The sequence below is a fragment of the Candidatus Phaeomarinobacter ectocarpi genome (assembly GCF_000689395.1).
GTDB lineage: Bacteria > Pseudomonadota > Alphaproteobacteria > CGMCC-115125 > CGMCC-115125 > Pyruvatibacter > Pyruvatibacter ectocarpi.
In genome coordinates, this window is the sequence record NZ_HG966617.1 from 748,187 (window position 1) to 761,801 (window position 13,615).

The following is a 13,615-nucleotide window of genomic DNA, read 5'->3' on the forward strand; positions in this document are numbered from 1 at the left end:
CTGCCATGCAGGACTTGATGAAGGCCACGGCCTATGTGCGATGATAGAATACACTCTGTCCAAATTAGGACATTGATGTACCAGCCAAATAATTCTGGGTCGATCACATGACGGACGCAACACTCGACGACACGCCCGACGTTTTCACGTCGCAGGACCCCTTGGTTCTTTTCGAGGAATGGTTGGAGGCTGCCGGAAAGAGTGAGCCAAATGATCCCAATGCCATGGCCCTGGCAACCGTGGACGAAGAGGGGTTGCCTGACGTCAGAATGGTGCTGCTGAAGGGTGCAGACCGTGGCGGCTTCGTTTTCTACACCAACCTTGAAAGCGCAAAAGGTCGTGAACTGTTGACCAGTAGCAAGGCAGCGGCGTGTTTCCACTGGAAAAGCATGCGTCGACAAATCCGGGTGCGCGGCCCCATCGCTCAGGTCAGCGATCAGGAGGCGGATGCTTATTTTCAGTCCCGTGCACGCGATAGCCGCATAGGGGCCTGGGCGTCTCAGCAGTCCCGTCCGCTTGAAGGCCGCTTCGAACTGGAAAAAGAAGTTGCTCGCTACGCAGCCAAGTACGCCATAGGCGAAGTGCCTCGTCCACCGCACTGGTCTGGCTTCCGCATCATGCCGCAACAGATCGAGTTCTGGCGTGATCGGCCGTTTCGCCTGCATGACCGATTGGTGTTTCACCGTCAGGGAGATGTAACAGGCAATGGCTGGGATTGGACGACCGAGCGTCTGTATCCCTAGATCGCCACGGACCATCTCTCCAGATGCAAATGCATCTCAAAAAAATGATTTGAAATCAAAGGCTTAAGCCGCACAGCTGCCTGTGATAGAACCCGCCCATGAAATCAACTGACGCACCAGCATCCTATCGCCGCCATGTAACCCCGGAGCGGGCTGCCACGCTCATGAAGCGCGCAACCTACGCCTCTGTCGCTGTAGCGCTGGTATTGATCTCCATGAAGGCGTGGGCGGTTTGGGCAACAGGCTCCATGGCCCTGCTCGCGACCTTCCTTGATTCACTGCTGGATGGCGCTGCCTCCCTCGTGAACCTCATTGCGGTGCGCGTGGCCCTGACACCTGCTGACCGTCAGCACCGATTTGGCCACGGCAAAGCAGAGGCGTTGGCAGGGCTTGGACAGGCAGCGCTTATTGGCGCGTCCGCTCTGTTCCTGGCGGTGGAGAGCATTGGCCGTCTGCTTGACCCGGCACCGGTCACTGAATCGGCATTGGGGATAGCCATCATTGTCGTTTCACTGGGCTTCACGTTGGCGCTTGTGACTTATCAAAGGTACGTCCAGCGGCTTACAGGCTCACTTGCTATTGCCGCGGACAGTTTGCATTACGCCAGCGACGTCGTGTTGAACCTGGGCGTCATCGCCGCCTTGATCATCGCAGGTTTGTTCAACGTGCCTTGGGCGGATCCGGTCATTGCGTTGGCGCTTGCCGTCTGGATTGGCCGCGCCGCCTGGGAAATTGTCTCCCGGTCCACAAGCGAGTTAATGGACAAGGAATTGCCTCACGAAGACCGGCTGCGCATTGAAGAAATCGCGCTGTCCCATCCTCAGGTGCACACCATCCATGATTTGCGCACCAGAACAGCCGGACGCAAGGTTTTCATCCAGTTTCATCTGGAAATTCCCGGCGACATGCCTTTGCGGCAGGCCCATGACATTGCAGACACGGTCGAGCTCGCCATTGCGACGGAGTTCCCCGATGCTGAAATCCTGATCCACCAGGATCCTGCCGGACATGAAGATGTGCCTGAAGAGATGCAGCCAGAGAGTCCCATGGCGCCGACGCCCGCAAACGCCTAGGCTGCCGCCATGGAACCGGACACCCGTAAACGCACGCTCATTCTCACAGGCGCCAGCCGTGGCATCGGTCACGCGACGGTTATGCGGTTTTCGCAGGCTGGCTGGCGCGTGATTACATGCTCGCGTCATGCGTTCCCTGAGAATTGCCCATGGGAGGCTGGTCCCGAAGATCATATTCAGGTTGACCTGTCCGACCCTGCCGATACCCAGCGCGCTGTTGCCGAGATGCGCACCCGCCTCGAAGATCAGGGCAGCCGGCTTGATGCACTCGTGAACAATGCTGGCATCAGTCCCAAAGGCCCCGATGGTGGTCGGTTGGGTACGATGAACACAGACCTGTCCGACTGGTTGCATGTGTTCCATGTCAATCTCTTCGCGCCCGTCAGCCTGGCGCGCGGACTCGTTGAGGAACTCAAGGCCGCGTCCGGGGCGGTTGTAAATGTTACATCGATTGCAGGCAGCCGCGTCCATCCGTTTGCCGGGTCGGCCTATGCCACGTCCAAAGCAGCGCTGGCCTCGCTGACACGGGAAATGGCGTCTGACTTCGGGCCACTTGGTGTGCGGGTCAATGCCATCGCGCCGGGCGAGATTGATACGTCAATCTTGTCACCGGGGACCGACAAATTGGTCGAAGAACTCCCCATGCGCCGTTTGGGTCAACCGTCCGAAGTAGCCGAGACGATTTTTTATCTGTGCTCGGAGCAATCCAGCTACGTGACCGGTGCGGAAATCCACATCAATGGCGGGCAACACGTCTGACCATCATGCGGATCGCAGACCTTTCTTGGTCACCCAGTGCTCTGTGGCATCAAGCGCACGCTCAAGCCGGTCAAAAACTTCATTGATCTCGTCTTCCTTGATAATGAGCGGTGGGCACAGTGCCACGATGTCACCACCAAGGGCGCGGGTGATGAGGCCTTCTGCTTCAGCAAATGCCTGACATGCAGCACCGACCTTCAATGAGGCATCAAATGCACGCTTTGTGCTCTTGTCGGCCACGATTTCAACCGCACCAATCAGACCTTTCGCACGCGCATCACCAACAAGGGGATGGTCTGCCAGCTTTGCAAAACGCCCTTCAAAGACAGGAGCGACGCTTTGCACATGGCCGACAATGTTGCGTTTCTTGTAGATCTCCAGCGTTTTGATGGCGACCGCCGCGCATACGGGATGAGCTGTGTAGGTAAAGCCATGGCCGAACACGCCGATCTTCCGGCTCTCATCCAGCATCGCCTGATACATGTCCTCGCCAACTGTAATCGCGCCAATTGGCAGATACGCAGATGAAAGAGCCTTCGCGACGGAGATGGTGTCGGGCTTCATGCCGAAGGTCTGCGATCCGAACATTTCACCGGTGCGCCCAAACCCGCAGATGACTTCGTCTGCGATGAAATACACATCGTACTTGTCGAGCACTTTTTGAATTTTGGGGAAGTAGCCTTCAGCCGGAAGGAGCACGCCACCTGCGCCCTGAACCGGTTCCGCAATGAAGGCGGCAACAGTGTCGGGACCTTCACGCTGAATATACTCATCCAGCTCAACGGCCAGCCGATCCGTAAATTGATCGTCAGTTTCGCCAGGCGCCGCCTCCCGGTACGCAAATGGGCAGTTGACGTGATGGATGCGGTCAATGGGCAGATCAAAATCCATCTGGTTCGCGGGCAGGCCCGTAAGGCTGGCGGTTGCGACAGTTACCCCGTGATAGGCCCGTTTGCGCGAGATGATCTTCTTCTTGGCCGTGCGTCCAAGCGCATTGTTGTAATACCAGACCAGCTTGATCTGTTGATCATTGGCTTCCGAGCCGGACCCGCAGAACAGCACTTTCGACGCATCATGCGGGGCTATTTCCTTGAGCATCTCGGCAAGCTCGATCGCGCGCTCATGGCTCTTGCCGGCAAATGTATGTGTGAAGGGTAGGGTGCTGAACTGCTCCATGGCAGCATCAACCAACTCTTGTTCGTTGTACCCAAGGGACGTGCACCACAGGCCGGACAAGCCCTCAATATACTGCTTGCCGTTGGTATCCCACACATGGATGCCCTCACCGCGCTCCATGACGACTGGTCCCGTCTGCCGAAAGGCATCCAGGTTGGTGTAGGGGTGGATAAGCGTTTCAATATCGCGCATCTGCGCGTTGGTAAGGTCCATGTCCTGTTCCTCATCTCATGTGTGAGAGGTGGACATAGTTAGCAACGGTGCACCGCGACAAGTCAAAAGCTTGTCTGTAGTAGCGTCGATCCCATATATGACCAAAGGTCATGCAAGCAGGGGAACTATTCATGTCGCGTTTCAAGGGACTAAACGCCGTCATCACCGGGGGCGCAGACGGTATCGGTGCAGCCTACGCGCTGGAGCTTGCCTGGGCAGGCGTCAATGTTGCCGTGCTTGATGTTCTGGAGGACAAGGCCCAGGCGACGGCTGATGCGGTGCAAGCGCAGGGCGTCAAGTCAATTGCAGTGGCTGCGGACGTAACTGACCGCCAAAGCCTGTCCGCGGCAGCTGACACGGTGGCTGCTGACCTGGGCGCCGTTGCGCTGCTTATCATCAATGCCGGCGTGGGTATCGGCGGTGGCTATGTGGGGGCATCCGAGCGTGCGGTTGACTGGCTGCTCAATGTCAATGTGCTCGGGCCAATCAACACCACCCGCGCTTTCGCTCCTGCGATGATGGAAGCCGACGGTCCGCGCCACGTGGCCTTTACGGCATCGTCTGCATGCCTCGCTCCGCTCGATGAAGGCCTTGCTGCCTATGGCGCCAGCAAGAAGGCCATGGCCGGACTTGCCGAAGGTGTGCGTGCCGAACTCACCCCAAAGGGTATCGGCGTCACAACAATCTACCCGGGCCTCGTCAACACCCGCATTTGGGACGCTGCGCGGTCGCGACCAGAGCGCTTCGGTGGTGCCCGTCACCAGCCCGAAGAAGCTGGTGCCTACTGGCGGGATGAAGGCATGACAGTGGAGCATGTGGCCGCGCGGGCGATAGCATCTATCGAGGCAAACGAGCCGCATTGCGTCGTCCCGGACGCCAGTACCCGCAGCAAGTTCGATGAAACGATGGCCGCACTGCAGGCGGGCTTTCCCGCCGATGCGTAGTCTCTAGAACTTTTCTTCGCCGCGCGTGCGGTGTGGGTCAGGAAAATCGCGATAGAGCGCAAAGGTAATGCCAGCGATCTTTTGATTGACTGCCGCATGCTTTGCTTCAACGTCACCGGCGCGCCCTGAGACATGGGCAAAGGCATCATCCAGTTGCGCAAGGCCAGTGACTTCAATCATCAAATGGAACTCTCCCATCTCTTTGGGCCCTAGGCCAAGTTTGCGACGCATCAGCCGCCAGCCTTCAATCCTGCCTTCCGACTTGAGAAAAGACATGAAGCCGGCAAGGTCGTCTGCAAATTCAGTATCGGACTGACCGTCGGTGAGATCAAAAAACCCGTGATAGATGTCCACGTCTCATGCTCTCCAAAACGTCCCGGCCACAATGCTCACTATCAGGTAAAGTTGGGTGGTGCCACAAACCCGCCGAGCTCTCGCTCAAGCATGCTGCCGATGGCAATCGTAGTGAAGTCTTCCAGATAGGGTCCAACCACCTGAATGCCAACGGGCAACCCAGCATCTGTCCGACCAACCGGCACAGCCGTTCCTGGAAGGTAAGAAACAAGCGGCAACCCTGACCAACTCACAAGATCAAGATAGGGACGCTCCTCCCCATTCACTGAAAGTGTGCGGTGGTGAAAATTGGATTGTTGATCATGTGGAAAAGCTGAAACCGGTGCCACTGCCATGAGTACTGCGTCATAGGTCTCAAAGAAGCGGGCCCATTTGGCACGCATCTGCGCCTGAACTTCTTTCCAGACGAGCCATTCATGATAGCTGAGCGTCGCTCCACGCGCCTGCATGGCCTGATGGGATTTGTCTTCAGGGTCCAGCGTCCTCGCGGTTTCGCGCAGGCGCTCAAGGACATGCGGCGGGAATCCCCGGGTGGTTCCTCCGTTCAGCAGCGTTGCATAGACTTCAAAGGCTTCGCCAAAGGAGACATCCGGGCGGGCGTCTCGATGGATTGTCGCACCAGCTTGCTCAAGAGCGTCTGCCGCGCGCTCCATGATTTTAACGTTCTCGGCTTCAACCGGGCAGTAGGGATCATCAAACCATGTGGCGATGGTCAGCTCGCGTGGATCTCGCGCGCGAGGTTCAGGCAGAGCAGGTGTCATGCCAACGCTGTCAAAATCATCCGGCCCCATGATCATCGACAGAGCAATCTCAAGATCGCGGGCCGAGCGTCCCATTGGTCCGACAACAGATAGGTCACCGGTGAAAAGCGCACCAGGCACGCCTGGCACATGGCCACGTTTGGACACGAGATTGAAACTTGGCTTGTGACCAAAGACGCCGCACAGATGCGATGGTGTGCGGATTGAGCCACCGATATCTGAGCCGATTTCAAGGGGCGTCAGGCCGGCAGCCAGCGCCGCCGCCGCGCCGCCGGATGACCCGCCTGGACCGCGCGTCACATCCCATGGGTTGTTGGTTGTACCGTACACGTCGTTGTAGCTCTGCAGATCACCAGAGAAGAACGGCACGTTGGTTTTGGCAAAGACAATAGCGCCCGCGGCCTTAATGCGAGCAACAGCGTCAGCATCTCGATCCGGGATATGAGAGGCAAAATCGGTGGCACCCCCGGTGGTAACCAGACCCTCTGTTTCCAGAGCATCTTTGATGGTCATGGGCACCCCATGATAGGGGCCCCAGAAATCACCGCGTGAGACGGCATGATCGGCCTCTTCAGCCTGAGCAAGTGCCCGCTCGAAATCCGTGGCAACTATGGCGTTGAGAGCAGGGTTGTGCGTGTTGTAGCGGCTGATGAGATGATCAAGCAGCTCAACCGATGAAATCTCGCGTCGTCTGATCATGGCGGCCAGAACATGGGCCGGCGCGAAGGTAATATCGCTCATCAGCGGTCTTCCTCTTGAATCTTATGTGTTTTTGCCGCTGAACTTTGTGCAAAGCCCTTAGCCATTTTGTGCAAACCAAAGTGATTGCCGCGTTGAGCCTCAGGCCTGCCTCGCCTAAAGTACGGCCAAATGTCGGGCTGCCACCATGCGGCACTCAAAAAGACCATGCAATCATTTAGGCGCGCGGGCATAGCCACGCGAGGCTGGAAAACAGGGAGACTACCCCATGAAGGGTTTGATGCAGGATTGGCCGCTTCTGGTCCACTCAATCATTGATCACGCAGCGCTGTATCATGGCGACCGGGAAATTGTGACGCGGTCCGTTGAAGGTCCGATCCGTCGTTCGACCTACAAGCAGGTCCATTCGCGGTCCAAGAAGATTGCAAATGCGCTGACCGGCCTTGGCATGAAGCAGGGCGACGTGATTGCCACCATGGCATGGAACACGGACCGCCACCTTGAAGCCTGGTACGGCATCATGGGCATGGGTGCCGTTTGCCACACACTCAATCCGCGTCTGTTCCCCGAGCAGTTGGTCTACATCGCCAACCATGCCGAGGACCGCATTATTTTCGTTGATCTGACTTTCGTGCCGATCATCGAAGGCATCGAAGATCAACTACCGAAACTCGAGCACGTCATCATCATGTGCGACGAGGACAAGATGCCGGAGACGAAGCTCAAGAACGCGCATTGCTATGAGGCCTTGATCAACGCCAACTCTGACGACTTCACATGGGCGCAGGTCGATGAAAACGACGCGTGCGGACTTTGCTACACGTCCGGCACAACGGGAAACCCGAAGGGTGTTCTTTATTCACATCGCTCGAATGTGTTGCACTCCATGGCTGTGAACAATCCCGATGCTATCGGCATGCGTTCAGTCGACAACGTGCTGCCAGTGGTCCCCATGTTCCACGCCAATGCCTGGGGTATTGCATTCGCGGCACCAGCCTCCGGTGCCAAGCTGGTCATGCCGGGTGCCAACATGGATGGCGAGAGCGTTTTCGAATTGCTGGATAGCGAAAAAGTCAGCATCACCGCCGCGGTGCCAACCGTCTGGCTGATGCTTCTTCAGTATCTGCAGGCGGAAGGCAAGAAATTGCCTGCGCTGAATCGTGTTGTCATTGGCGGGTCGGCTGCGCCGCGCTTCATGATTGAAGCGTTTGAAAAAGAGTTCGATGTGCAGGTGTTCCATGCCTGGGGCATGACCGAGCTGTCGCCCATGGGCACACTTGGGTCACTGAAAGCTGGCATGGAAGATCTGCCGCTTGATAAGCAGATCGACATCAAGGTGAAGCAGGGACGTCCGATTTATTCGGTGGAAATGAAGATCACCGACGACGACGGCAAGGAGCTACCCCGCGATGGCGTGGCGTTTGGCCACCTGATGGTGCGTGGTCCTGCTATCTCTGGTTCTTACCTCAAGGGTGAGGGTGGCAACATTCTGGATAAAGACGGCTGGTTTGACACCGGCGACGTGGCAACCATCGATGCCGAAGGCTTCATGAACATCACTGACCGCGCCAAGGACGTCATCAAGTCCGGCGGCGAATGGATTTCATCCATCGAGCTTGAAAATGTTGCCGTAGGCTACCCCGATGTGCAGGAAGCTGCTGTGATTGGCGTGGCGCATCCCAAGTGGGACGAACGTCCGTTGCTGATCATCATTCCTGCTGAAGGCAAATCGCCGACCAAGGAAGACATTCTTGGCTACATGGAAGGCAAGATTGCCAAGTGGTGGATGCCGGACGACGTAACCTTCGTGGATGAAATCCCGCACACGGCAACCGGCAAAATCCAGAAGCTGGCATTGCGCCAGACCTTCAAGGACTACGTGCTACCAACATCCGATCTCAAGAAGGGCGCAGCTGAGTAGCCGCGTTTCTCGCCGGCTCAGCATTTGGCTGGGCCGGAACATGCCGACAACAAGCGCCGGGGTAGCGCAAAGGGGGCAGGACGTTAGGTCCTGATACGTAGATATGAGTGACAACACACGTTCGCGGCTCGCGAGCCTTGCGGTTCGACTGGTCATTGCCGGTGTCGTGGTTTCAGTGCTCGCCATGCTGATCGGTCGCATGGGGATCGTGGATGGACGTCTTGGTTTCTTTGGGGCCGCTGGCGGACTCCTGATTGTGGCTGTTGGCGTGGTCCTTGGCCTGATCGGCGTTATCCGCGGCCTGATGGGCAAGCCAGGCACGGGCCAGGCGGCACTGGCTGCCATTCTTGGCGTTGCTATTCTCGCTTTTCCCATAAGCAATGCACTGACCAATGGCTCGGCGCCACAGATACACGACATCACGACAGACCTGGAAAACCCGCCTGAGTTTGTCTCAGCCGTGGCTTTGCGTGGGGACGACAGCAATCCGTTGGATCGGGCAAATCCGGCAAATCTTGCTGATCTCCAGCGGGAAGCCTATCCGCAGCTTCAAACGCTGGTAGTGGCTGACGATATTGCGACGGTGTTTGCGGCTGCGCTCGATGTAGCGAATGCACAAGGGTGGGATGTGGCCGATGCTGACGAGCCGGAAAACGGTGAGCCAGGCCGCATCGAGGCGACGGACACCACCTTGTTGTTTGGCTTCCAGGACGACATCGTCATTCGCATTGCCGACGATGGTCCCGAGCGCACCCTGGTTGATATGCGGTCCGTCAGCCGCATCGGGATTTCAGACCTTGGCAAAAATGCGGCCCGCATCGATTCTTACATGCAGGCATTGCAGGCCAAGCTTGGGTCGTAACCAGAAGGTCTAGTCCAACCAGTATTCACCGTTGATGGCCGGGACACCGTTTGTGTGGACCCGGCCTTCTTCTGCCATCTGCTTCATATGGGCAAAAACGGACCGTGCAGCTGCAGGGTGCAGGCGTTTGTCGGTTTCCGCATACATCACCGGCACCATGTCGGTGATGGTTCGGTCACCAGCCTGAAGCCGACTGAGAATTTGGGCTTCGCGCGCCTTGCGGTGGGTAATGTAACCGCGCACGAGCGAATGTGGCTTTGTCACTGGCGCTCCGTGCGTCGGGTAATAGACCTCGTCATCACGCTCCAGCAGTTTGCGTAGGCTGGCCATGTACTGCGCCATGTCACCATCGGGTGGTGCGATCACCGCCGTTGACCAGCCCATAACATGGTCGCCCGTAAACAGGGCCTTTTCCTCGCGCAGGCCAAAGCACATGTGATTGGACGTATGACCGGGTGTGAACACGCACTCAGCGGTCCAACCGTCGCCCTTAATCACGTCGCCATCCTTGATGACATGGTCAGGTGTGAAGGCCATGTCCCCACCTTCATCCATGCGTGCGCCCTCAGCGATACCTGCTCCGGCACCCATTCCATGGGGGCCAAATCCATAAGTGGGTGCGCCGGTCTTTTCCTTGAGGGGTGCTGCCGCCGGTGAGTGATCGTTGTGCGTGTGGGTGATGAGAATGTGGGTAATCGTTTCCCCTTCAAGCCCATCCAGAATGGCCTGCACATGGCCATGGTCGAGTGGGCCTGGATCAATCACTGCAACATTGCCGCGACCGATCACATAGGTGCCGGTGCCTTTGAAGGTGAACGCGCTTTCGTTGGGCGCGACAACACGGCGGACCAGAGGCGTTACCTCGATCATCTTGCCGTACTGAGGATCAAACTGTCTGTTGAGTGGTAGATCAGCCATGCGGAGATGTGTCCGTTTCAGATGAGATTGTGGTCACTTTATCAGAGTGCCTGCGTTTTTGCCGCCGTTTCTGTCGTAAAGCACGTCCAATGGCTGACGGGTTCGTGCGCTTTAGACTGCGGCCAAGAAGGTCAGGCACGCGCGTTTCAATGGCTTTCAGCGCGGTATCCACAGCACGGAACCGCGCGCGAATGCCCTGTATGAGTCGGCGCATACCCTTTGAGTAAGCAACAAGAATGGCGATGCCCGGCAACACCATGAAGATGCCAAATGCAAAGGGTGGCGGAAGGACAACAAAGATCAGGCCCGGAATAAGCAGTAGCCATCCAAGCGTGATCATGAGTGCACGTATGACAGAACGCAATGTCGCCCCCGAAGGTCAATCGCCACAGTCAGACGACCGTGGAGGCTTCCCAAATGGCAAGCCTGTGCATCAAACGCAAGTGTTGCATTGGTGACCGGTGGCCGTGTGGATGAATATTGTCAGAGACACTATGGTGCGTGCGTCAAAACAAAAATCATCACGAATATTCCATAGGAAACGCCCAGATGAAACTCTACAACTCCATCGGCCCAAACCCAAAAATGGTGCGCATGTACATCGCCGAGCGCGGCATCAGTATTCCGCTTGAGGACGTAGACATTGTGGCAGGTGAGAACCGTCAAGGTGACTACGCGACACGCAACCCCCGTGGTCAGTTGCCTTGCCTCGAACTCGATGATGGATCTTATCTCGCTGAAATTACGGCGATCTGTGAGTACCTCGACGACTTGAACGGGTCTTCGGACCTGGTTGGTACAACGCCGCAGGCACGCGCGGAGACACGCATGTGGATGCGTCGTGCCGATTTGTATGTCTGCGAACCTTTGGCCAATGGCTTTCGTTTTGCAGAAGGACTGGCGATGTTTGAATCACGGCTTCTCTGCCGCCCGGAAATGGCAGATGGCTTGAAAGCCATGGCGGTCAACGGGCAGGAGTGGTTCAACGGCCAACTCGACGGCAAGACCTGGTTGACCGGTGATACCTTCACGATCGCAGATTGCTTGCTTTACGCCTTCCTGGAGTTCGGCGCGTCAGTAGGACAGCCCATTCCCGATAGCTGCCCGAATGTCAAAGCATGGTACGACCGCGTTGCCGCACGTCCATCAGCAAACGCCTAGTCGTTAAGCGATCACGATTGCTGAATTGAAAACGGCCCGGTTGCGCCTGTATAAGGCGTGCCGGGCCGTTCGTGCTTCTGAGGTGACGCAATTCGCCACCGGATGGTGGTTGGTCACGCTGGTCGACCTAATAGGTTAGGAGACCTAATAGGTCAGGAAGACGTTGGTGGTTGCGACCAGACCGTAGAGGGCAAATGCCACCCACAGTCCATTGATGAAAAGGTCACCAGCCTTGATGCCCTTGGCCTTCCGAACCATGCGGTCGAGAGTCGACCCGGAGTTCGCGCTGACTGGTGCTGCGTTGAGAGAGGAGGCCATATTTGTATTCGCACTCATGAGACTATTCCTTCCGGAATACACGCTCAGCCAATTACAATGCCTTCAGGTCACGTTTCCAATCCGGTTCGCCCGGATTTTAGGCTGATATGTTCAGCTCTTTTATGTGGGCCGCCAAATCCGCATCTTCCGGCTCAAAGCCATTGTGCGCCGCATCATTTGTTTGCCTGAGAGGAAGATGGGCCCAATTATCTCAAACGGCAATACCGCAAGTGCGAAGACTTTGTGAAACAGTGAACAATATGAAAAATGTTCACAATGCGCGTTATGTCAATAAAAACAGTATGTTGTGAGGTGGTGTGTTGGAGCGGTTGTCAAATAGGGGCACCTGCCATCCCTCAGCGCATAGCAGAGTTAACGGAATTTGTGCGTCGCAGCATGTCTGACCAGAAGTCAACCGCTATAGCGGATCTCTTTTTCGGCTTTTGGCTCATTTGCGCCCCTTACCTGCTCTGTCGCCCAAGCAAGGTCTGCCAGATAGGTATCGGCCACTTCTGCATGTTTAGGTGACAGCATCAGGTGGATGCCGCGCGGTTTCGTCACGACGGATGTGAACCAGCCGCGCTCAAACAGCTTGCCCCAGATAGCGAACATGTCCCGGTCCGGGTGGGTGTATCCAACAAGGCCCAGCTGAGGTTTTCCGATGACGTCGAACCCAAGATCGCGCACGCCATCCTCGATCTTTTCGCGGGTCTCCACCACAAGGCCCTGTTTGGCGCGGTAGCCATCAACGCCAAGATAATTCATCACAGCCCACGCTGCCGCAATCGCACCACCTGGCCGCGTGCCGGCAAGTGTCGGAGTTATCATGCGTCCACCCGGCCAGTCATTGGTGTCAAAGATCATATGCTCTTTGAGTGCCTCTGACCGGAACATGACGGTCGATGCACCTTTTGCGCAGTAGCCGTATTTGTGCAGGTCAGCCGACATGGAATGTACCTGCGGCACGGCAAAGTCGAAGGCAGGAAGGTCAGCACCGTTCATGCGGACAAATGGCGCAAAGAACCCACCGACACACGCGTCCACATGGAGCCAGACATTGTGGGCTTCAGCGACAGCGCCCAGCTCAGCAATCGGATCAATCAGTCCATATGGAAAACAGGGCGCTGAGCCCACCATCATGATGGTGTTGGCATCAACCGCATCTGACATGGCCTGAGGGTCGGCCAGGAAATCATCCGTAACCGGAATACGACGCAACTCGATGTCCATCATCAACGCAGCTTTGTCGAAGGCTGGGTGGCCGGACCAGGGCAACACGATGTTGGGTTGATTACCCGCGGCAAGTCGGCCCGTCGCACGCGCATAGTCGCGTGCAGTCTTGATGGCCATGGTTATGGAGTCAGTGCCCCCGGAGGTCACGTTCCCTGCGCCATCTTCGGGAGCCTGAAGCAGGCTCAGGCCCATCTGGATGATTTCTTCTTCCATGCGCTTGAGGCTTGGAAAAGCCATCGGTCCAAGTCCGTTCTCGGACATGAAGCGTGTATAGGCTTCTTTTTGCACCTTTGAGACGTCTTCGCCGGCATTGAAGACATAGACGGCCGTCTTGCCATCACGCCACTTCACGTCGCCGGTGGCCATCTCGTTCATCTGGGCGGACAGCGTGTCCCAATCAGTTCCATTTGAAGGCAGTTCGACGCGCATGGGTTTCTCTCCGGCAGGTTTCTTGGGCGGTACGTGATCGCCAGAAGCCTA

14 protein-coding genes are annotated in these 13,615 nt (G+C 56.9%); 7 read left to right on the forward strand and 7 right to left on the reverse strand.

Going from position 1 to position 13,615, the window contains the following annotated elements:
- Positions 1-107 precede the first annotated feature (107 nt).
- The 3 genes from pdxH (at position 108) to BN1012_RS03620 (ending at position 2,575) form a co-directional block, all read left to right on the forward strand.
- The gene (pdxH, locus tag BN1012_RS03610; protein WP_043948559.1) at positions 108-743 is read left to right on the forward strand and encodes a pyridoxamine 5'-phosphate oxidase; all 636 of its coding nucleotides are present in this window, start codon (positions 108-110) and stop codon (positions 741-743) included.
- 98 nt (positions 744-841) lie between these two features.
- Positions 842-1,816: a cation diffusion facilitator family transporter gene (locus BN1012_RS03615; RefSeq protein WP_043948560.1), complete on the forward strand. Its 975-nt coding sequence runs from the start codon at positions 842-844 to the stop codon at positions 1,814-1,816.
- A 9-nt stretch (positions 1,817-1,825) separates the two neighbouring features.
- Positions 1,826-2,575, forward strand: a complete 750-nt coding sequence (locus BN1012_RS03620) for an SDR family NAD(P)-dependent oxidoreductase (protein ID WP_043948561.1) — start codon at positions 1,826-1,828, stop codon at positions 2,573-2,575.
- Between the two features lie 3 nt (positions 2,576-2,578).
- Here the strand turns inward: BN1012_RS03620 and BN1012_RS03625 are convergent, their stop codons facing one another.
- The gene (locus BN1012_RS03625; RefSeq protein ID WP_043948562.1) at positions 2,579-3,964 is read right to left on the reverse strand and encodes an aminotransferase; all 1,386 of its coding nucleotides are present in this window, start codon (positions 3,962-3,964) and stop codon (positions 2,579-2,581) included.
- Between the two features lie 131 nt (positions 3,965-4,095).
- On the opposite strand from BN1012_RS03625, the gene BN1012_RS03630 reads away from it, so the two are divergent.
- The gene (locus tag BN1012_RS03630; RefSeq protein ID WP_052534507.1) at positions 4,096-4,908 is read left to right on the forward strand and encodes an SDR family NAD(P)-dependent oxidoreductase; all 813 of its coding nucleotides are present in this window, start codon (positions 4,096-4,098) and stop codon (positions 4,906-4,908) included.
- A 3-nt stretch (positions 4,909-4,911) separates the two neighbouring features.
- Here BN1012_RS03630 and BN1012_RS03635 read toward each other — a convergent pair whose 3' ends face one another.
- Both BN1012_RS03635 and BN1012_RS03640 read right to left on the reverse strand, forming a co-directional pair.
- Positions 4,912-5,262, reverse strand: coding sequence for a DUF6614 family protein (locus tag BN1012_RS03635; protein WP_043948563.1), 351 nt, complete (start codon positions 5,260-5,262; stop codon positions 4,912-4,914).
- Between the two features lie 41 nt (positions 5,263-5,303).
- The gene (locus BN1012_RS03640) at positions 5,304-6,764 is read right to left on the reverse strand and encodes an amidase (protein ID WP_043948564.1); all 1,461 of its coding nucleotides are present in this window, start codon (positions 6,762-6,764) and stop codon (positions 5,304-5,306) included.
- Between the two features lie 226 nt (positions 6,765-6,990).
- Here BN1012_RS03640 and BN1012_RS03645 point away from each other — a divergent pair, with 226 nt between their 5' ends.
- Both BN1012_RS03645 and BN1012_RS03650 read left to right on the forward strand, forming a co-directional pair.
- On the forward strand, positions 6,991-8,643 hold the full coding sequence (locus BN1012_RS03645) for a 3-(methylthio)propionyl-CoA ligase (protein ID WP_043948565.1): 1,653 nt from the start codon (positions 6,991-6,993) through the stop codon (positions 8,641-8,643).
- 103 nt (positions 8,644-8,746) lie between these two features.
- Positions 8,747-9,505 (forward strand): DUF1499 domain-containing protein, encoded by a 759-nt coding sequence (locus BN1012_RS03650; protein ID WP_043948566.1) that lies wholly within the window; start codon positions 8,747-8,749, stop codon positions 9,503-9,505.
- A gap of 9 nt (positions 9,506-9,514) precedes the next feature.
- Here BN1012_RS03650 and BN1012_RS03655 read toward each other — a convergent pair whose 3' ends face one another.
- Positions 9,515-10,423 (reverse strand): MBL fold metallo-hydrolase, encoded by a 909-nt coding sequence (locus BN1012_RS03655; protein WP_043948567.1) that lies wholly within the window; start codon positions 10,421-10,423, stop codon positions 9,515-9,517.
- Positions 10,416-10,763, reverse strand: a complete 348-nt coding sequence (locus tag BN1012_RS03660; protein ID WP_043948568.1) for a hypothetical protein — start codon at positions 10,761-10,763, stop codon at positions 10,416-10,418. Before BN1012_RS03660 ends, BN1012_RS03655 begins: the two co-directional genes overlap by 8 nt.
- A gap of 209 nt (positions 10,764-10,972) precedes the next feature.
- On the opposite strand from BN1012_RS03660, the gene BN1012_RS03665 reads away from it, so the two are divergent.
- Positions 10,973-11,584: a glutathione S-transferase family protein gene (locus BN1012_RS03665; protein WP_043948569.1), complete on the forward strand. Its 612-nt coding sequence runs from the start codon at positions 10,973-10,975 to the stop codon at positions 11,582-11,584.
- Between the two features lie 144 nt (positions 11,585-11,728).
- On the opposite strand, the gene BN1012_RS17550 is transcribed toward BN1012_RS03665, so the two are convergent.
- Positions 11,729-11,920: a hypothetical protein gene (locus tag BN1012_RS17550; protein WP_145973402.1), complete on the reverse strand. Its 192-nt coding sequence runs from the start codon at positions 11,918-11,920 to the stop codon at positions 11,729-11,731.
- 393 nt (positions 11,921-12,313) lie between these two features.
- Positions 12,314-13,564, reverse strand: a complete 1,251-nt coding sequence (locus BN1012_RS03670; protein WP_043948570.1) for a pyridoxal phosphate-dependent decarboxylase family protein — start codon at positions 13,562-13,564, stop codon at positions 12,314-12,316.
- Between the last annotated feature and the right edge of the window lie 51 nt (positions 13,565-13,615).

Coding starts and splice junctions, on each gene's coding strand:
- BN1012_RS03650 (WP_043948566.1), top strand. CDS start 8,747: ATGAGTGACAACACACGTTCGCGGCTCGCGAGCCTTGCGGTTCGACTG.
- BN1012_RS03640 (WP_043948564.1), bottom strand. CDS start 6,764: ATGAGCGATATTACCTTCGCGCCGGCCCATGTTCTGGCCGCCATGATC.
- BN1012_RS03665 (WP_043948569.1), top strand. CDS start 10,973: ATGAAACTCTACAACTCCATCGGCCCAAACCCAAAAATGGTGCGCATG.
- BN1012_RS03660 (WP_043948568.1), bottom strand. CDS start 10,763: ATGATCACGCTTGGATGGCTACTGCTTATTCCGGGCCTGATCTTTGTT.
- BN1012_RS03625 (WP_043948562.1), bottom strand. CDS start 3,964: ATGGACCTTACCAACGCGCAGATGCGCGATATTGAAACGCTTATCCAC.
- BN1012_RS03615 (WP_043948560.1), top strand. CDS start 842: ATGAAATCAACTGACGCACCAGCATCCTATCGCCGCCATGTAACCCCG.
- BN1012_RS17550 (WP_145973402.1), bottom strand. CDS start 11,920: ATGAGTGCGAATACAAATATGGCCTCCTCTCTCAACGCAGCACCAGTC.
- BN1012_RS03645 (WP_043948565.1), top strand. CDS start 6,991: ATGAAGGGTTTGATGCAGGATTGGCCGCTTCTGGTCCACTCAATCATT.
- BN1012_RS03630 (WP_052534507.1), top strand. CDS start 4,096: ATGTCGCGTTTCAAGGGACTAAACGCCGTCATCACCGGGGGCGCAGAC.
- BN1012_RS03620 (WP_043948561.1), top strand. CDS start 1,826: ATGGAACCGGACACCCGTAAACGCACGCTCATTCTCACAGGCGCCAGC.
- pdxH (WP_043948559.1), top strand. CDS start 108: ATGACGGACGCAACACTCGACGACACGCCCGACGTTTTCACGTCGCAG.
- BN1012_RS03655 (WP_043948567.1), bottom strand. CDS start 10,423: ATGGCTGATCTACCACTCAACAGACAGTTTGATCCTCAGTACGGCAAG.
- BN1012_RS03670 (WP_043948570.1), bottom strand. CDS start 13,564: ATGCGCGTCGAACTGCCTTCAAATGGAACTGATTGGGACACGCTGTCC.